Here is an 18,959-nt window from a genome sequence, read left to right on the forward strand (position 1 = left end):
CTCATGAATGGCAAACCATTCATAAGGGCAGTTTTGCTCGTTGTTCAGTTTTCAAAGAACAATTTCTTTTTCGTGTCAACCGCGTTTTGCTCAGCGGCGACTTTTATAATATATCACAGACGCCCAGATCAATGCAAGCTTTTTTTTAAAATTCTTTTTTAAAGCTCATTTCCCTTGCTCTTTGGCGCGAGATATAATTTAACATACAATCTGGGCCGCCGTCAACCCCAATCACTTATTCTATACGATAAAGTACTGAACACCCGCTATCAACGCGATACCGGGAACCCCCAGAACAACGACTGTACCTATCGTCGCAGGATTTAGCGGGATATACATTTTCGGAATCAGTCCCGAATAATTCAGAACATACAATACAACCGCTGCAAGCACGAGATGGACGGCAAAGCCTTTCAGCCAGGCCATCGACAGTTTATTGCGAAGCAGTACAATCACCAATAACAGAGATGAAATAAGCAGTGTAGCCAGCCAAATGATCTTCATCGCAGCGCCCCCTTCCACTCCGGCCACACCCGGCATGTCCTTTTGGCCACCCTAAGCAGCATTTCATAACGCTTCTCTGCCGTTATAATCGAATAGATCGCATAGTCGATTTGATCCTGCCCCTCCGCAACATCGAAGAAACGATTTGCATTTACCCATTCCTGGTGAGCCTCCGCAATTTCCGAGCGCAAATGCTCGGTCCATTGTATCGTATCCATCTCTACCGCTGCCCGGCGCTTGGACTCGGTTCGAACTTCCTGTTCCCTCTGACGAAGCTTCAGCATACCCATGCTTTAACATCCTCCTTTGCTTGTCCACTTCACCTACTGCCCCTAACTACTTCATATGTATAAGCATTAGGCTGAAAATAGAACAAGAAAACGAGGCTATTTCACTTACTCCCTGCAGAAAACGAAAAAGGCTGTTTTCAAAGGAGCTGCAAAAGCATCCTCTGAAAACAGCCTTATGATTCATTAGCTTAATTCTCTACGGCCTTCCATCGCTTTAGAGAGCGTGACTTCATCCGCATACTCCAAATCGCCGCCTACCGGCAGTCCATGCGCGATCCGCGTTACGCGAATACCGAAGGGCTTCACCAATCGCGAGATATACATCGCTGTCGCTTCGCCCTCGATGTTCGGATTCGTCGCAAGTATAAGCTCCTGTACCCGCTCATCACTCAGACGCTGAAGCAGCTCGGCAATACGAATCTGGTCCGGCCCAATTCCCTCCATAGGGGAAATTGCACCTTGCAGCACATGGTAATGGCCTTGGAACTCCTTCATCCGTTCCATCGCGACTAAATCCTTCGATTCCTGTACGACGCAAATGACGGAGTTATCGCGCGACTTGTCTTGGCAAATGCGGCATGGGTCCGTATCTGTAATATTGCAGCAGACCGAGCAATAAGTCAGGTTCCGCTTGACGCTAACCAGCGCCTTGGCGAAATCGATGACGTCATCCTCTTTCATTCGCAGCACATGAAAAGCGAGCCTTGCAGCCGTTTTGGGACCAATGCCCGGAAGCCGTGAAAAGGCATCAATCAATTTCGCTATCGGTTCGGGGTAATACAAGAAGTGCAGCTCCTTTCACGCAGCCAACAAGCAAACAGAGGTCGTTCAATAATTAGAACAGACCAGGGATTTTCATACCGCCTGTAAATTTGCTCATATCCTGGTTCGCCATATCATCCACTTTAGTAAGGGCATCGTTTACCGCTGTCAGTACAAGATCCTGCAGCATTTCTACGTCGTCCGGATCAACAGCTTCCGGTTTGATAGCAATGCTGATGATTTTTTTGTGGCCGTTAGCCGTAACGGTAACAACGCCGCCGCCTGCTGTACCTTCAGCCGTCTTGTTCACAAGCTCCTCTTGCGCTTTCATCATTTGATCCTGCATTTTCTTCACTTGCTTCATCATTTGGTTCATATTGTTCATTCTAATCACCTCATAAATGTAGTAGATTTCATTTTCATTAATCATTCAACATCAAGCTTGAAGCTAATCTTCCTTAACGACGACCAAATCCTCGCCGAACAGCTTCACCGCTTCCTCCACCCACTTCGGTTGAGGCGCCGCCTCTCCCGTATCGATGGCATCAGCAGTCAGTTCAAGCGGATCTTCAGCGCCACCGCCGCCGCCAGAGCGGTCAACTGCAGCTTGCCAGTCCTTGAGCATGACGGTAGCGAGACGAAGCGGTGTGCCAATCACATCTTGCAGTACACGCTCGATAATTTCCCGGTGCGCCGGTTTCTCAGTTGTCTCCCGGTGCATCGTGTTCTTGAATGCCACGAGCACCGAATCATCCGTAACCGAGACCGGTTCCCCGTCTACTAACCAAGCGTGAACGGTGATTCTTGCTTCCTTCACCCGTTGAAGCACCTCGCTCCACTTCATCCGGACCTGACCGCTTGCCGGACTTCCGGCAACGCCAAGGTATGGATCAAGCTTCACTGCAGCGAGTCTTACTCCGCCAGCACCGCCGGTGCCGCCAAAGCTGCCCCGGCCGCCGGCACCTGGCTGGCGGTTGCCCGCTGCGCGGGATTGCGCCCCATCGCCGGCTTGACCGCCGCCAGCGGCAGCGCCTCCGTTCTGCAGCAGCTGCTCCAGCTTGCGCTCCAGCACTTCGACCTGCTGACGCAGCCGCTGCATTTCTCCAGTTGCCGGCGCAGCTCCCGCGGATGGCGCTTCACCAGCGGAAGCAGAAGAACTGCTTGCCGCCGAATGCGCATCACCCGTGCAGAGCTTCATCAATGCAACCTCGAACAACGTTTGCGGCTGAGAAGCATGCTTCATATCGGATTGATAGCGATTAAGCGTATCGATCATCTTGAACAGCCTCTCCGGAGTGAAGGCTTCCGCCATCGACCGGAATCGCTCGGCGTCAACGACGCGTTCCGTCGCCGCGCCTTGCGGAGCCAGCTTCAATACCAAGAGATCTCTGAAATAATAAATTAGATTTTCCATACATTTGTCCGCGCTCTTGCCCGCCTGCGTCAAACTTTCGACCAGCGGCAGCACGGCCGCAACGTTGCGGTCCCGTACCGCTTCCGCCAATTCATAGAATTGCTCCGCTGCCATGCCTCCCGTTACATCGACTGCAGCTTCCAGCGTAATTCTGGAATTGCCGAATGCCGATACCTGCTCCAGCAGACTAATCGCGTCACGCATACCGCCTTCCGATAGACGAGCGATATAAGAAATCGCGTCTTCATCGGCATCAATGCCTTCTTCGCGGCAGATTTGGATAAGCCGCTCCGACTGCTCCGCCAACGATACCTGGCGGAAATCGAAACGCTGACAGCGCGAGATAATGGTGGCCGGCAGCTTATGCGGCTCCGTCGTCGCCAGTATGAATATCACATGGCCCGGCGGTTCCTCCAGCGTCTTGAGCAAAGCATTGAAAGCTTCGGCCGTAAGCATATGGACTTCATCAATTATATATACTTTGTAACGTACTTCCGATGGGGCATAGCGAACTTTATCGCGAATGTCCCGAATTTCATCGATGCCTCGATTGGAAGCGGCGTCGATCTCCACAACATCCATAATATGACCTGCTGTAATCCCCCGGCAAGCATCGCATTCATTGCATGGCTCCGTTGCGGGTCCCCGCTCGCAGTTAACCGCTTTTGCCAATACTTTGGCAGCAGTAGTTTTTCCAGTACCTCGTGGACCGTTAAACAAATAAGCATGCGAAACCCGATTCTCGCGAATGGCATTTTGCAAAGTCTGAATAATATGCTGTTGCCCGACCATATCCTGAAACGTCTGCGGACGCCAGGCACGATATAATGCAATATGTGTCACGCGGACCGTTCCCTCCAGCTTCCCGTTCGAATTCCCCTCTATTATACAACAACGACTCTCTGATAAAAACTACTGAACCGTTAGAATACCTAAATATAAAAACAAAAACACCCGCTTAAGCGATTTCGACCTCGTCGAAAAGCTCCACTGGTGTTGTCCATTTGCTACTATTTAGTAAAAATATAAACCGTGCACCTATCCCCGATACATGCGAACCAGGCGGCATTCTTGCTTCCCAGCTCGAGCCAGGCACTCCCTCGGCACATGAACTAACCTGCTTACGGCTGCTTCCTTCCGGACCTGACCGGGTTCACAAGCGCTCATTGCGAAGGACCCAACTGTCAACACTGATCTTCAAGTGCCAAACCCTGCATCGACATAACCTCAGACAGGAATTCAACCTCGCTAAAGCGGATTGCGAGTTACAGGGCACCGCTAACTCCCCATCTAGCACGGCAAAAATAAGTATAGCCCATTCGACAACAAAGCGCAACTCATGGATCGGATTTCCATTTTTTAAGCCGCGCAACTTGTACCAAACCTTGCTTTATTTGTTAATGTGCGATTTCTGTCGTCACCTTATAACGCGGCATATTGTATTGCACCAAGTTTTGCGCTTTTTGGCGAAGCCGATCGACTTCGGCATCCGACAAACGGCTATCTACATGCAATAAGACACGAAGATACTCGCCGTTAAAATAAAGCTGATTGCTCTTTACGCCGTCGTCCTTCAGCTGCTTCAGCACATCGCCGGCGAATTTGCCGTCGGATTTATAATTCAAATAGGAGAAATTGTTGGGGATGTTCGGATTGCTGTTGGAATAGCCCATATAGCCGTCGTGGCCATAAGTTTTGGCTTGTCTGGTGCTGGGATTGCTCGCACACCCGCTCAAACATAAGGCTAGAACCGCAAATGCCGCTGCCCCAATCATCGTACGCTTGATGTTGTTACTTGCGTAACCTTTATGCGCCAATTAAAAAACCTCCCTTCAACCATAGGATGGCTGTGGGAGGTTCTTGTATTCTGCCAATTAGCGGAATAATTAAATACCGTATTTCTTTTTGAAACGATCGACGCGGCCGCCCGCATCCAAAAACTTTTGCTTACCCGTGAAGAATGGGTGACACACGGAGCAAACCTCAACGCGCAGGTTTTGTTTAATCGAACCTACTTCGAAGCTGTTACCGCAAGCGCAAGTAATATTGGAGACGTGGTATGTCGGATGAATACCTTGTTTCATCTCGTTCACCTCTTTCTGCCCTGAGCCACATGCGGACCCAGAGTTAAAATAACACATACGGATTATAGCATGACACTAACCGCCTTGCAATGCCATTGTCATTTCCAGTTCCGCCAAACTATCTGCGCAGAGCGGCAGGCGGAAGATGCGTATAGGAGCCGATCACGACATCAGGAAGCTCTTCACGGAAAATCTCCAGCATTTGCTTCATGCCGTAAATTTCGCCTTGCGCCGGAGGTATAAGCTCCAGATAGCTTTCCGGATCAATATTCAGGTTGCGCATTTGGATGAGCTTTAATCCCGTACGCTTAGCAAAACCGATCATAGCCTCGATCTCTTCCTCGCGGTCCGTGACACCAGGGAAAATCAAATAGTTGATCGACGTGTACACGCCTTTGTCGGTCGCATATTTCAGCGACTTCTCTACATTGGCAAGATTGTAAGCACGCGGCTTGTAGTACGCATTATAATGATCGTCCAATGCACTAATCGTGCTGACGCGCATCAGGTCAAGACCCGCATCGACGATTGCCCGAATATGATCGGTGAGACCGGCATTTGTATTGATATTAATGTAGCCCTGCGAAGTTTGACTGCGCACTTGGCGCATCGCTTCTACAATAATCTTCGCTTGTGTAGAAGGTTCGCCCTCGCAGCCTTGTCCGAAGCTAATAATGGATTCCGGCGTGCGGAGATGCTCCAGCATAATTTCCGTAATCTCATCCACTCTTGGCTTGAAGTTCATCCGGGTTTGCGGAGCGACAAAGCCGCTGTCATCCGGCTGCTCGGAGATACATCCGAAGCATCCTGCATTGCAGGAATAAGAAACGGGTACGCCGCCTTCCCATCGTTGCAGGAATGTATTGGATGAAGTCAAGCACTCATAGCCGAGCGCACAGTTGGAAAGATGCTTGTACAGCCGGTTTTCCGGATATTTGTTCAGCAGCAGATCGACCTGGCTTTTTACTTCCCGGCGATCGCAATTGAGCGGATCCCATTTGTAAGGATCATCGCTTTGCTCAGCGGCCACGTAGAACCCGCCGTTTTTCCAGACCACTGCCGTATAACCGAACAACGGAAACTTCTCGCTCTTATCGGTTTTGACATAGCCCGGAAGCGCAAGGCGAGTAAAGCCCTGCGGCAGCAAAGCGCCAACCGCTTGAACGCTTCCGTCCAGCAGCTTCATCTCACCCGTATCGGGATCCATGCATGCCGGGCGGGTATGCGGCAAACCGACGAGTGTTGCGCCGCTTGGCAAAGGAATGAGCTCCTCTTCCATCAGTTCAACGATCATGTCGCCGCTGCGGGCAAGCGCTATATATTCAGGATGATCGAATACATTCCCTTTCTCATCCGCATAAACCAAATTCATCTTGATGTCCTCCTTCGAACCGCTTACGAGCCCTGTGTCGAGTGTGTCGAGCTAGGGCGCGGAGCAGGCCGTCTTCCCGATGTCGACGATGTCGACACGGAGCCGCTTTTAATACTGGATCGCGGCTGTTGTGGTTTCTCCTCGGACGTATCGAGCGACAACAGAAACTCGCTGTTAGACTTGCTGTCCGCCAGCTTCTTCAAGAAGCCGTCAACAAAGTCGGGCGTATCGGTCATATTGCGGCGCACAACCCATACTTTCTCCAGTTCTTCCTTCGAGAGCAGCAATTCTTCTCTGCGCGTGCCTGAACGGCGAATGTCGAGCGCAGGGAAAATCCGGCGTTCTGCCAGCTTCCGGTCGAGATGAAGCTCCATATTGCCCGTGCCTTTAAACTCTTCATAAATGATATCATCCATACGCGAGCCTGTTTCGATCAGCGCCGTAGCCAGGATCGTCAAGCTTCCGCCTTCCTCCACGTTGCGCGCCGCTCCGAAAAACCGCTTCGGACGGTGGAATGCCGCAGGGTCGATACCGCCGCTCAATGTTCTGCCTGATGGAGGCACAACAACGTTATAGGCGCGCGCAAGGCGGGTAATGCTATCCATCAGAATGACAACGTCCTTCTTATGCTCAACTAGCCGAAGCGCCCGCTCCAACACAAGCTCCGCCACTTTGATATGATTTTCCGGCAATTCGTCGAATGTCGACGCGACAACCTCGCCCTTTACGGAGCGCTGCATATCGGTCACTTCCTCCGGCCGCTCGTCGATGAGCAGCACAAAAAGCTCGATATCCGGATGATTCGTCGATATGCTATTGGCAATTTCCTTCAGCAGCAGCGTTTTACCCGCTTTAGGCGGTGCAACGATAAGTCCGCGTTGGCCAAGGCCGACAGGTGCAAGCAAATCCATAATTCGCGTCGAAATTTTGTTGGGAGCCGTCTCCATAACGATTTTTTTCTGTGGATAGAGAGGAGTGAGTGCGGGAAAATGCAATCGTTCAGCAGCTGAGGCGGGGTCCGTTCCGTTCACGGCATTTACCTGCAGCAATCCAAAATACTTTTCCTTTTCTTTAGGCAGTCGGCATTTGCCTGATACGAGGTCGCCATTGCGCAAATCGAATTTGCGAATCTGCGAGGCGGAGATATAAATATCCTCTTTGCTTGGCAAATAGTTTATCGGTCGCAGAAAGCCATAGCCTTCCGGCAAAACGTCGAGTATGCCTTCCATAAACATAAATCCGCTTGTTTCCGCTTGTGCTCTAAGAATAGCAAAGATCAATTCTTTCTTTTTCAATTGCCCGTAATAAGGGATTTGATACTGCTTAGCAAGCTTGTACAAATCGGTCAGCTTCTTCTCTTCCAGATCGGCGATCTGAAGATCCGTCATATTCTCACCACTTTGTTATATTTATTTCACTATCGAATGCTGATCTATCATTATATACCGAATTCGGTGCCTTCTATTCGCAAGGAGGCACCGAATTCAAGATTAAGAGGATTCTGTTTCGGTTTCACGCCACACATCGGCGCCCAGACGGCGGAGATTGTCCACGAGGTTGTCATAGCCTCTATCGATATACTCCACGCCTGTAATTTCAGTAACGCCTTCTGCAACAGTCAACCCTGCAATAACGAGTGCTGCGCCCGCGCGAAGATCGGTTGCGCGTACTTTCGCCGCGTTCAGCGGACCGCCTTCAATAATGGCCGAGCGCCCTTCGACGCGAATGTCCGCGCCCATGCGGGCAAGCTCAGGCACATGCTTGAACCGGTTGCTGTATACATAATCGGTCAAAATGCTGACGCCCGAAGCTTGCGTAAGCAAGCTGGTCATCGGCGATTGAAGATCGGTAGCAAAGCCCGGATATACCAGTGCTTTCACATCAACCGGAGTATACTTCGGTCCGCCGATAATACGGATGGACTCGTCCATTTCCTCGACGATAACGCCCATCTCTTCAAGCTTGGCAGTCATTGCTTCCATATGCTTCGGAATGACATTATCAATAAGAACATCGCCGCGCGTAGCAGCAGCGGCTATCATATATGTGCCGGCTTGAATCCGATCGGGAATAATCGAATGACGGCAGCCATGAAGGCTGTCGACCCCTTCGATCCGAATGGTCTCGGTGCCGGCTCCTTTTATTTTCGCGCCCATGGCGTTAAGAAGTGTAGCTACATCTATAATTTCAGGCTCTTTTGCCGCGTTTTCAATAATTGTAGAGCCTTTGGCCCGCGAGGCCGCAAGCATAATGTTAATCGTCGCCCCGACGCTGACAACGTCCAGATAAATTTTAGCACCGCGCAGTTCTTTCGCGGAGATATGCATAGACCCATGCTCATTGGTCACCGTAGCGCCCAATGCTTCAAACCCTTTAATATGCTGATCGATTGGCCTTGGCTCGAAATTACAGCCGCCGGGCAATCCAATCGTCGCTTCACCGAAGCGGCCAAGCATCGCACCCATTAAATAATACGAAGCGCGAAGCAGCTTTACTTTGCCGTTAGGCATTGGCTTTGCTTGAAGACGGGAGGGATCGATTCGCATAACATCGTCCTGCCTGTCCACTGTTGCGCCAAGATCTTGCAAAATTTCACTTAATACCGCAACGTCACTCAAATGCGGCAAATTATCAAGTACGACTTCCGATTCCGCCAATATAGCAGCTGGAACCAACGCAACCGCGCTGTTCTTCGCCCCGCTGATCTGAACAGTGCCCCGCAGCGGACGTCCGCCGCGTATCATCAATTTCTCCATCTTTTTTGTTATCCTCCCGTTTCGTTGGAAGGGAACATAGGAAGAACCGCCTTTAACGAGGCGCGCCGATCGGCGCGCTCGTCGCAAGATGGCGGTTCGTATCCCGTGCTCCGTTGATTACGCTTGGTTGTTGCTTCCGAACAAGCGGATTTTTTCTTGGATAACAGCTTTCATTGCATTGCGGGCAGGCGTCAAGTATTTGCGAGGATCGAATACTTCGCTGTTAGCCAGCAATACTTCGCGGATTGCGTTCGTGCAAGCCACTTGGTTTTCCGTGTTGACGTTGATTTTGCCTACGCCAGCTTGGATGGACAAACGAATTGCTTCGTCAGGTACGCCGGAACCGCCGTGCAATACGACTGGAACTGGAATCGCGTCCGCAACCTTTTGAATGATATCATAGTGAATTTTAGGCTCGCCTTTGTACATACCGTGAGCCGTACCAACTGCGATAGCCAGACAGTCAACGCCTGTTTCTTCGTAGAAACGGATCGCTTCTTCTGCATTAGCCAGCGTAGCGTCTTTCTCGTCAACGCTCAGATCATCTTCAACGCCGCCGATAGTGCCCAGCTCGCCTTCCACGGATACGCCCATTGCGCGTGCCGCTTTAACGACTTCTTTCGTCAGCTTGATGTTTTCTTCCAGACCGTAGTGCGATCCGTCGAACATTACGGACGAGAAGCCCGCGCGGATACATTTCATCGCAACATCAAAGCTGCTGCCGTGGTCCAGGTGAAGCGCGATTGGAAGACCGGATTTTTCTGCTGCGGCACGAGCCATAGCTACTGTAAACTCAATGCCCATATATTTCAGAGCGCCTTCGCTGACTCCGTAAATAAAAGGCGAGTTCTCCTCCATAGCTGCTTCAACAGTCGCTTGAGCAAATTCCAGGTTGTTCATGTTGAACTGACCGACTGCAAACTTGTTCGCTTTTGCTTTAGGCAAAAACTCATTCATCGATACCAATGGCATTTGTCTTTCCTCCTAAAATATCTTCTGTTATCGTCAAGCCCGTTCCGACTTGTCATTCTGAGCCATTATACCATATTGATTAAAGGAATGGTAAAGCTGTTTTGACAGGCTCCACCCCGCATGCCATCGTTTTCCAATGAAAGCGTTACACCCTTTTTCGCTTATTGGAAAACCCGTCCTGTAGACACCCTAACCGGATATAAAAAAAGGGCCCTGATTAGGACCCAATCGCAAAACGGCTGTTGGAGTTGCCGCCATGAAGCTGCATATTCACCGCAATGCGCATCTCATCAATATCGAACGGCTTTGTGAAATGCATCAGCGCGCCAAGATCGGTCGCTTCCTTGATCATGTCCAGCTCGCCATATGCCGTCATCATTATGACTTTAATGTCCCGGTTGATCGTCTTGACATGCTTTAAGATCTCAAGCCCGTCCATTCCAGGAATTTTCATATCGAGCAGTACGAGATCCGGGCTCTCTGCTTTGACAATTTCCAGTGCGAGCTTACCGTTTGAAGCTTGGAAAGTGTTGTAGCCTTCATTGCTGAATACTTCCATCAGAAGCACCCGGATTCCGTTCTGGTCATCTACGATCAATACCTTCTTCTTCTCCAAATATATTACCTCCTACGACCGAGCACCAATTGGTCAACTCTTCCATAATCGTTAATATATTCGGTAATCAAAGGCTATAATCCTTCTGCTGCTTAGAAAAAAATTGGAAAATCTTTTTGGCTGGTTTTAAGCCGTATTATTGACCGGAATAAGCCAGCGCCGCACGGACAAATCCGCGGAACAAACGCTGCGGACGGTTAGGGCGCGAAGTGAATTCCGGATGGAATTGCACCGCAAGGAACCAAGGGTGATCCGCAATCTCGACCATTTCAACAAGACGGCCGTCCGGCGACGTACCGGAAATGCGCAAGCCTGCCGCTTCGATCTGCTCGCGGTACTCATTGTTGAATTCATACCGGTGGCGGTGACGCTCATACACAAGCTCCTCGCCGTATTCCTCTGCTGCAAGCGAGCCTGGCACAAGCTTACAAGGATAGAGGCCAAGGCGCATCGTGCCGCCCATATCTTCGATATCCTTCTGATCCGGAAGCAAGTCGATAACCGGATAAGGCGCCGAAGGATTGATCTCGGAACTGTTGGCATTGTCGAGACCTGCAACGTTGCGGGCATACTCGATAACCGCGACCTGCATGCCAAGGCAAATACCGAAGAATGGAACTTGGTTCTCACGCGCATAACGGATCGCCGAAACCTTGCCCTCGATGCCGCGATCGCCGAAGCCGCCTGGCACAAGAATGCCGTGAACGCCTTGCAGTCTGTCCCCTACGTTCTGATCGTTCAGTTCTTCTGCATTAACCCAACGCAGCTTCACTTCGGAATCCGCATCAAAGCCAGCGTGGCTAAGTGCTTCTACAATGCTCAAATAAGCGTCGTGGAGTGCAACATATTTACCGACAATCGCAATTTCCGTCTTGTGACGAAGCGATTTCACGCGGTCAACCAATGCGATCCATTCGGACATATCAGGCTCGTTCGTGTTCAGCTTCAGGTGGTTGACGACAATCTCGTCAAGCCCTTGCTCGCGAAGCATCAGCGGCACGTCGTACAACGTTGCCGCATCGCGGCATTCGATAACCGCATTCGCGTCTACGTCGCAGAACTGCGCGATTTTACGCTTCAAATCTTCGGCAAGCGCATGCTCGGTACGCGTAACGATAACGTTAGGCTGAATGCCGATGCTGCGAAGCTCTTTTACGCTATGTTGGGTCGGTTTCGTTTTCACTTCGCCGGCCGCTTTAATATAAGGAACGAGGGTTACATGAATGTACATCACGTTGTCGCGCCCGATATCGCTTTTGATCTGACGAATCGCTTCCATGAACGGCAAGCTTTCGATATCGCCAACCGTACCGCCGATTTCAGTAATAACCACGTCGGAACCCGCTTCTTTGCCCGCACGGTAGACGCGTTCCTTGATTTCGTTCGTAATATGGGGAATAACTTGTACCGTTCCGCCCAAATACTCGCCGCGGCGCTCTTTGCTGATGACGTTGGAATAGATTTTACCAGCCGTAACACTGCTGTATTTCGTCAGGTTAATATCGATAAAACGCTCGTAGTGCCCGAGGTCAAGGTCCGTTTCCGCGCCATCGTCGGTTACGTATACTTCACCGTGCTGATAAGGGCTCATCGTCCCTGGGTCAACGTTGATATAGGGGTCGAATTTTTGGATCGTCACTTTCAAGCCTCTGTTCTTCAGCAAACGCCCCAGCGATGCGGCTGTGATCCCTTTACCCAAAGAAGAGACAACGCCTCCGGTTACAAAAATGTATTTCGTCACTGTGTGAATACCCTCCAAGCTCCTATGGTTATGATTAGGTTTGCCCATTTGTCCGATAAAAATGGATATTGTACAAACAAAAAAAGTGACACCCGTCTTCACGGGGCACTTTTCGTTTAGCATATTATTAAAATACAAGAAAACATAAGGCAAACCTGCTTATGTCATCCCTATATTTCACCGCAAAACGCTAGTTCGCCGCCAAGCCGTTTGGAGTCTGTATGCCCCTATTGGCTTCACGGTACTGTTAAGCGAATCTTAAAGCCCATGCAATAGTTTACATGCCCCAAATGCACCTGTCAAGCGTAAAGCTGACCCAATCTGGCATCTCCAGCTTTTGCATACAGACGGGCAGAATGAGGCCGGAAGAACTTGCTGTGGACAAAAAAAGAACGAAGCCTCCATCAGGAGACTTCGCCCCACGAAAGCAACGTTACTTGTCGTCGCTGTCGTCCTCATCGTCTTCATCTTCATCGTCGTCCGAATCCGCGTCTTCCGCTTCTTCGTCAGCGTCGTCTTCAGAGAGATCCTCGTCGATTTCTTCATCGTCGATGGCAACCTCTTCTTCACCTTCAGCCTCTTCTTCGGCTTCCTCGAATTCACGATCTTCGTCATACACATCGTAGTCTTCTTCGTCTGCTGCGTAGGTTTCTTCTTCCTCGTCTGCAAACAAGTCCTCGACATCGTCATCGTCATCGTCGTTAATAATACGCGGACGCTTCGCGTTCGCGATCGGATCCTCGTTGCGCTCTACCGGATACCAGCGCTTGAGGCCCCACATATTGCTGCCGACACATGCGAAACGGCCATCGATATTAATTTCCGTATATACCTGCGCGATAACCTGATTAATCCCATCCGCAGAAAGACCGCGAATTTTCGCAATTTCCATCATCAGATCACGGTAGTAATAAGGGGTATTAGCTGCCTTCAGCACTTCAAACGCCAAATCGACCATTGGCATTTCCTTAATGCGCTCAGGATCAATCTTCAACGTAATTCCGCCGCTGCTCATATGGACACATCCTCTCTTGCCATCTTCTATATTTACAGGTGCATTCCTTTATCACAGTATAGTAAAACCTATTTCCTTCAAAAAAGCAAGCTCGCACTCTGTGCGGACTCCCTTCCAGGCAGGCTTGGACATATAAGCAAAAAGCGAAGGGCTGTCTCCAATGTCATTAGGTTAACTTTAACTTAATGACATTGGGGCTGTCCCCTTCGCTTTGACTGTATCCATCCGGACGCACACCCCGGGTGCGGTCCAGAGACGTGAGAGCCCCGAAGAGCTCTTGCATCATCCTATGTCCAGAGGCGCTTTTTGACACGGTTTGAAGCCTAATTATATGAAAAAAGGCAAGTGGCTCATGCGGGGCGGAGCGCTCGTTCATACAATAGTTCAGCATCGTCCGTCGGGAGGGGACGCGAAAATTGGATACAACCGCTTTTCTCCATTGGTTGCAGGACACGGTGGCCGCAGAAGAAGGTCCATCGGCAATTAGAAGAATCATTCGCTTCCAGGAACCCAGCGACTACAGTCAGTTTCTGCGCGAATGGTCGGAATTGTCGACACCCTCACAGCAGCAAGCCGTTAAGCAAATACAAATTATTCGCGCCATTTCCTGTCGTCTTCCTGCCAAAGAAACGCTGTCGCGTTTCGCTGGGCGGGTGTGGATCGAGAACGATTTCCGCATTACCGTAGACGCTGCCCCGCAAAAATCGTTGTCCGCTGAAAAAGGGATTCCGTGGGGCATCCAGCATGTGAAAGCCCCTCTTGCCTGGAGCACGACAACGGGTCACCGGATCAAAATCGGGGTCATCGACACCGGTGTCGATTTCAGTCATCCCGATCTGCGGCATTCGCTGTCGCGAGGCATTAACTTGATTAACCGAAGCATGCTTCCCCACGACGACAACGGCCACGGTACGCATATCGCCGGAACGATTGCAGCCGCCAACCAAGTACACGGTATGATTGGCATCGCTCCTCGCGCGCAAGTCTACCCCGTGAAAGCGTTCGACCATAATGGGAGCGCTTTTGTGTCCGACATTGTTCTCGGCATCGATTGGTGCGTCCGCAATAAAGTGCAGATCATCAATATGAGCTTCGGTATGAAAACGCGCAGCAAAGCGCTATTGAATTCCATTACGAACGCCTATAACGCAGGCGTTATTGTCGTTGCCTCATCCGGCAATGACGGCAAGCGCCGCTCGGTCGATTATCCGGCACGCTACCCGCAGACGGTCTCGGTCGGAGCTTCCACAAGGCTGCGGCGCGTTGCGCCGTTCAGCAACCGGGGAGCTTATATCGACATTTACGCACCCGGCGACAAAATCGTCTCTGCCTGGCTGCGCGGCAAATATCACGAAATGAGCGGAACCTCTATGGCTACGTCTCATGTTAGCGGCGCGATTGCCCTGCTGCTGGCCTATAAGCCGGGGCTCTCGCCTGCCGATATCAAATCGATTCTGAAGCGGTCCGTTCAGCCGCTCCGGGGTACGAAAGCGCCGAAGCTGACCGGCGAGCTTGATATTATGCGAATGCTGCAAGCCGCGGACCGATGAATACAATGTAAGCCAATAAGACTCAAAAGGCTTGCCTGCGCCGTCCAGCTTTTGGACGATGCGGGCAAGCCTTTTACCTGTTGCAGATCTGCGAGGCGTGCCTGAAGCGTATTACATACGCTCAGGAGCAGATACACCGACAAGACGCAGCGCGTTGGCGATAACGGTGCGAACCGCGCCAAGCAGTGCGAGGCGCGCTTGCGTTTGTGCAGCGTCTTCCGTGATGACGCGCTCCGCTTTGTAATAGCTGTGGAATTGCGAAGCCAATTCGTACACATAGCGCACGAGTCGGTGCGGCGCGTATTGCTCCGCTGCTTCCGAAATTTCCTGCGGCAGCTCGCCGAGCTTGCGCAGCAGGTCGAACTCCGCCTCGGAAGCCAGCTTGCCGAGGTCGATGCTCGCAAGGTCCGCCAGCGCCAAGCCTTGCTCCTCCGCTTGGCGGAAAATGCTGCAGATACGCGCATGCGCATACTGCACATAGAATACCGGGTTCTCGTTGGATGTCGAGATCGCCAGATCCATGTCGAAGTCCAGATGCGAGTCCATGCTGCGCATCGTGAAGAAATAACGGATAGCGTCGACACCAACTTCATCCATCAGATCCTGCATCGTTACCGCTTTGCCGGTGCGCTTGGACATTTTCACTTTCTCTCCGTCCTGGAACAGGCTGACCATTTGCGCGATCAGCACGACCAGCTTGTCAGGATCATTGCCAAGCGCCGCCATAGCCGCTTTCACACGGGGAATGTAGCCGTGGTGATCGGCGCCCCAAATATTGATCATCCGGTCATAGCCGCGACTGAATTTGTCGCGGTGGTACGCAACGTCCGGCGTCAAATAGGTGTACGAGCCGTCATTTTTCACGAGCACGCGGTTTTTGTCGTCGCCGTACGGCATCGTGGACAGCCATGTCGCGCCTTCTTCTTCGTAGACCTGGCCTTTGGCTCTCAGCGCGTCGAGCGCCTGCTCGACTTGACCGCTCTCGTACAGCGACGTTTCGCTGTACCAGATATCGAAGCCGACGCGGAAGCGGCCGAGGTCGCGCTTGATTTTGTCCAGTTCCTTCTCCAGGCCGAACTGGCGGAAGAACGTGAAGCGCTCTTCATCGGACAACGACAGCAGACGATCGCCCTCTTGCTCGGCCAGCAGCTTGCCGAAGCCTACGATATCCTCGCCGTGATAGCCGTCCTCCGGCATTTTAGCCGCTTGGCCTAGCGACTGACGGTAGCGGGCTTCAATGGAACGGGCCAGATTGTTCACCTGGTTGCCGGCATCATTAATGTAATATTCGCGGGTTACTTCATAACCTGCAAAGTCGAGCACGTTGCAGAGCGCATCGCCTACTGCTGCGCCGCGTGCATGGCCAAGGTGAAGACTGCCTGTCGGGTTGGCGCTGACGAATTCGACTTCAACACGTTTGCCCGCTCCAGTCGCGATGCGGCCATAGTTGTCTCCAGCTGCCGTTACCTCTCCGATAACGGAGTACAGATAGCTTTTGTCCATACGGAAATTAATAAAGCCGGGGCCAGCAATTTCAGCCGATTGAATGCCGAATTTCTCGCCGTTCAGGTTCGCGATAATCGTCTCCGCGATTTGACGCGGATTTTTTTTCGCCAGCTTCGTCAATTGCATCGCTGCGTTCGTCGCCAAGTCGCCATGCGCCTTGTCCTTCGGAACTTCAAGCACGAAAGCAGGCAGCTCCTCGCGTGCGGCCAAACCTCCTGCTACTGCCGCATCAGCAATCGCTTCTTTCACTTTGTCATACATTTGATCCAATACGTTCGTACTCATCTTCCTCGCAACCCCCTAATGATCGTAAGCCCTCATTCTGTTGATACCCTACTCTTGCAGTTATGTCTGCATTCATGCGTGTGTTGAAGCTCTTATGCTTATGCTTCCGCTTCGGCTTGCCCCGCCTCGGCAATATGCAGCCGATTGTGGAACCGCCCTGAAATCTCGCCGTTCACCCAAATCTCATACTTCCATTCTATCGTAAAAGGCGGCGCCATATCGGAATCATCTCTTCCTCGGCCAGCGCGTACAGACAGCTTCTTCGTATCTGTCTCCATCTGGAATGAGGTATACGGGGATCGATAGCTGCCCGGCTGCCTTCCGCCGTCCCGGACAAAGAGCTGATCGGATTCCACCGCGCCCCGCCTTGTAATCAGCAATTCATCGGGCCGGCAGCGAATAATAGTCCTTACCGCCTCCGCATCCTGCCCTTCTTTATAACGAAGGTACACAGACCGGTCCTTGCGGAACCATTCGCCCGGATATTGATGGCGGGTCGTCTCACTGCCCTGCTTGCTCTCCAGCGTGACGCTCACTTGCATTCTGTCTGGCATCGCATTGCTCCTACTTCCCAGTCTTCTCGTATGTTACTACTATATACAGGTAGCCTCTTAATTTCAACGGTTACTAGTCCTCCAGATAAGGCATAAGAACGCTCCACGCTTCAATCCGGTCCTCCAGGTTCCGCATCTTCTGCGTCGGAATCGGGCTGGAGGAAGGCAGTTTAACTGCCGCTATGGAATGAAAGGCCGGGTGATCGCGGAAATACTTGCGGAACGTATCATAGGCCTTGCTTCCATTAAAAGCAAAGCACCGCAGCCCGGGATATTGCGCAAGCAGTGCGGGCAGATCATTCGGGCGCTCGTCCCGAATGTTAACGTCCAGACTGCCCTCCCGTTCACAGGACTCAATGACGTCGAATACCGCAAGCCGGTGCTCCTGCAGGAAGTTCAGCCGCCGGCTATAATCCTCATCAGGCGTCCCTGCACCAAACAGACCATAAACGATCCCCCATAAATAATTGCGCGGATGCGCATAGAACTGCCTGTTCTCCAATGACTTTACGCTTGGCGCGGTGCCGAGGATCAGCACGCGGGCGCGTTCATCAATAACAGGCGGGAAAGAGTGAATGCGTTCCATAATAAATAACCCTCCTTTAATAAAATTGTTTTTGTGATGTGGCTTCGCAATATAGCGAAGCCAGTTACATTCGTTGTTGCACATAGCTCGAACCCTGTTCATTTAAGAAGCTAATTTCGTTGCTCCGCTGCTTGAACCCCAGTTCGTTTATGAACAGCGAAGCTTTTCCTCTAATCTCTCGTCATACCTGTCTTTAGCGAAGCGGCTTCGCAATATAACGAAGCTAGTTTCGTTGTTCCTGGGTTTGAACATCGTTCATTCGCAAACAGCGAAGCTAATTTCGCTATTGGCGATCCTAGGTTCACGAAAAGCGAACTTAGCTTCGTTCTTTTCTGCGGCTTCTCGTCATACCTGCCAAATAACGAAACTGCCTTCTTTAATTAGCGAAGCTGCTTCACTATCTATCCAAAGACTTCCGAATGTTATAAAATCCAATTATAACCACCCGATTATTACCATAAAAAGGAGTGAGATCTTGAAAATAAGCCGTTTATGGTTTTCACTGCTTCTCATTATCACTTTACTCAGCACTTTAGCAACACCTGCACTTGCGGCAACGGCATCCTCCAAAGCTTCTTATACCGTCACTCTGGTCAGCACCGAGCTCGTCTCCAATGACCATGTTGGCAATGAATGGGCTACAGCATTCACTGCCAACGGAAAAACGATAGAGGAAGGAGAATCCATCAAGCTTTCGCTGTCCAGCACGGGATCCATAAAGCTTCAAGCAGAAGCGACCGAATTAGACAAAATTCCCGATGAAGGCTCCGCCACCAAGACCATCAAGGTTAGCTCCATCAAGAAAGAGCTCACCTCGAGCATTAAAGTAACGGTAACCGAAAATCGCGGACGTTATTCTGGCAATCAAGCTGTATGGAAGTTTACTTATAAGATCGCCAAGACCAAATAGCTCCTGCCGGCAGGAAGCAAAAAGAAGCTTGTCCGAGCGCCA

At 51.1% G+C, this 18,959-nt stretch carries 19 protein-coding genes and 1 other RNA gene; 2 read left to right on the forward strand and 18 right to left on the reverse strand.

The window, feature by feature from the left end; genetic code table 11:
- Window positions 1-240 precede the first annotated feature (240 nt).
- The 15 genes from IEX98_RS25545 to rpoE form a co-directional block, all read right to left on the reverse strand.
- Window positions 241-504 (reverse strand): pro-sigmaK processing inhibitor BofA family protein, encoded by a 264-nt coding sequence (locus tag IEX98_RS25545; RefSeq protein WP_188892529.1) that lies wholly within the window; start codon window positions 502-504, stop codon window positions 241-243.
- Window positions 501-794 carry a DUF2508 family protein gene (locus tag IEX98_RS25550; RefSeq protein ID WP_229692395.1) on the reverse strand — a complete coding sequence of 98 codons (294 nt, stop codon included), beginning with the start codon at window positions 792-794 and terminating at the stop codon, window positions 501-503. Before IEX98_RS25550 ends, IEX98_RS25545 begins: the two co-directional genes overlap by 4 nt.
- 183 nt (window positions 795-977) lie before the next feature.
- Window positions 978-1,577 (reverse strand): recombination mediator RecR, encoded by a 600-nt coding sequence (recR, locus tag IEX98_RS25555; RefSeq protein WP_042171125.1) that lies wholly within the window; start codon window positions 1,575-1,577, stop codon window positions 978-980.
- Window positions 1,578-1,629: 52 nt separating this feature from the next.
- Window positions 1,630-1,941, reverse strand: coding sequence for a YbaB/EbfC family nucleoid-associated protein (locus IEX98_RS25560; RefSeq protein WP_188892530.1), 312 nt, complete (start codon window positions 1,939-1,941; stop codon window positions 1,630-1,632).
- Window positions 1,942-2,004: 63 nt separating this feature from the next.
- Entirely contained in the window at window positions 2,005-3,813 is a 1,809-nt protein-coding gene (gene dnaX / locus IEX98_RS25565; RefSeq protein ID WP_188892531.1) for a DNA polymerase III subunit gamma/tau, read from the reverse strand.
- A 187-nt stretch (window positions 3,814-4,000) separates the two neighbouring features.
- Window positions 4,001-4,269: signal recognition particle sRNA large type (ffs, locus tag IEX98_RS25570), an RNA gene on the reverse strand.
- Between the two features lie 98 nt (window positions 4,270-4,367).
- Entirely contained in the window at window positions 4,368-4,787 is a 420-nt protein-coding gene (locus IEX98_RS25575; RefSeq protein ID WP_188892532.1) for a hypothetical protein, read from the reverse strand.
- Window positions 4,788-4,856: 69 nt separating this feature from the next.
- Complete coding sequence (gene rpmE, locus IEX98_RS25580; RefSeq protein WP_042171114.1) at window positions 4,857-5,054, reverse strand: 50S ribosomal protein L31; 198 nt, start codon at window positions 5,052-5,054, stop codon at window positions 4,857-4,859.
- 118 nt (window positions 5,055-5,172) lie between these two features.
- Window positions 5,173-6,426 (reverse strand): radical SAM protein, encoded by a 1,254-nt coding sequence (locus IEX98_RS25585; protein ID WP_188892533.1) that lies wholly within the window; start codon window positions 6,424-6,426, stop codon window positions 5,173-5,175.
- A gap of 23 nt (window positions 6,427-6,449) precedes the next feature.
- Complete coding sequence (gene rho, locus IEX98_RS25590; protein ID WP_188892534.1) at window positions 6,450-7,814, reverse strand: transcription termination factor Rho; 1,365 nt, start codon at window positions 7,812-7,814, stop codon at window positions 6,450-6,452.
- Window positions 7,815-7,916: 102 nt separating this feature from the next.
- Window positions 7,917-9,182 carry a UDP-N-acetylglucosamine 1-carboxyvinyltransferase gene (locus tag IEX98_RS25595; protein ID WP_188892535.1) on the reverse strand — a complete coding sequence of 422 codons (1,266 nt, stop codon included), beginning with the start codon at window positions 9,180-9,182 and terminating at the stop codon, window positions 7,917-7,919.
- Window positions 9,183-9,299: 117 nt separating this feature from the next.
- On the reverse strand, window positions 9,300-10,154 hold the full coding sequence (gene fba, locus IEX98_RS25600) for a class II fructose-1,6-bisphosphate aldolase (RefSeq protein WP_042171104.1): 855 nt from the start codon (window positions 10,152-10,154) through the stop codon (window positions 9,300-9,302).
- Between the two features lie 217 nt (window positions 10,155-10,371).
- Window positions 10,372-10,770, reverse strand: coding sequence for a response regulator (locus IEX98_RS25605; RefSeq protein ID WP_042171102.1), 399 nt, complete (start codon window positions 10,768-10,770; stop codon window positions 10,372-10,374).
- Between the two features lie 136 nt (window positions 10,771-10,906).
- The gene (locus tag IEX98_RS25610) at window positions 10,907-12,511 is read right to left on the reverse strand and encodes a CTP synthase (protein ID WP_188892536.1); all 1,605 of its coding nucleotides are present in this window, start codon (window positions 12,509-12,511) and stop codon (window positions 10,907-10,909) included.
- Between the two features lie 433 nt (window positions 12,512-12,944).
- Window positions 12,945-13,526: a DNA-directed RNA polymerase subunit delta gene (gene rpoE, locus IEX98_RS25615; protein ID WP_188892537.1), complete on the reverse strand. Its 582-nt coding sequence runs from the start codon at window positions 13,524-13,526 to the stop codon at window positions 12,945-12,947.
- 416 nt (window positions 13,527-13,942) lie between these two features.
- On the opposite strand from rpoE, the gene IEX98_RS25620 reads away from it, so the two are divergent.
- Window positions 13,943-15,076: a S8 family peptidase gene (locus IEX98_RS25620; protein ID WP_188892538.1), complete on the forward strand. Its 1,134-nt coding sequence runs from the start codon at window positions 13,943-13,945 to the stop codon at window positions 15,074-15,076.
- Window positions 15,077-15,187: 111 nt separating this feature from the next.
- Here IEX98_RS25620 and argS read toward each other — a convergent pair whose 3' ends face one another.
- The 3 genes from argS to IEX98_RS25635 all read right to left on the reverse strand — a co-directional run bounded on the left by argS (window position 15,188) and on the right by IEX98_RS25635 (window position 18,007).
- Entirely contained in the window at window positions 15,188-16,867 is a 1,680-nt protein-coding gene (gene argS, locus IEX98_RS25625) for an arginine--tRNA ligase (RefSeq protein ID WP_188892539.1), read from the reverse strand.
- Window positions 16,868-16,965: 98 nt separating this feature from the next.
- On the reverse strand, window positions 16,966-17,421 hold the full coding sequence (locus IEX98_RS25630) for a DUF1934 domain-containing protein (RefSeq protein WP_188892540.1): 456 nt from the start codon (window positions 17,419-17,421) through the stop codon (window positions 16,966-16,968).
- A 73-nt stretch (window positions 17,422-17,494) separates the two neighbouring features.
- Window positions 17,495-18,007, reverse strand: a complete 513-nt coding sequence (locus tag IEX98_RS25635) for a DNA-deoxyinosine glycosylase (RefSeq protein WP_188892541.1) — start codon at window positions 18,005-18,007, stop codon at window positions 17,495-17,497.
- A gap of 475 nt (window positions 18,008-18,482) precedes the next feature.
- Between IEX98_RS25635 and IEX98_RS25640 the strand changes: the two genes are divergently transcribed.
- The gene (locus IEX98_RS25640; RefSeq protein WP_308421830.1) at window positions 18,483-18,917 is read left to right on the forward strand and encodes a hypothetical protein; all 435 of its coding nucleotides are present in this window, start codon (window positions 18,483-18,485) and stop codon (window positions 18,915-18,917) included.
- The last annotated feature ends 42 nt before the right edge of the window (window positions 18,918-18,959 follow it).

The sequence above is a fragment of the Paenibacillus radicis (ex Gao et al. 2016) genome, assembly GCF_014641555.1.
Classification (GTDB): Bacteria; Bacillota; Bacilli; order Paenibacillales; family Paenibacillaceae; genus Pristimantibacillus; species Pristimantibacillus radicis.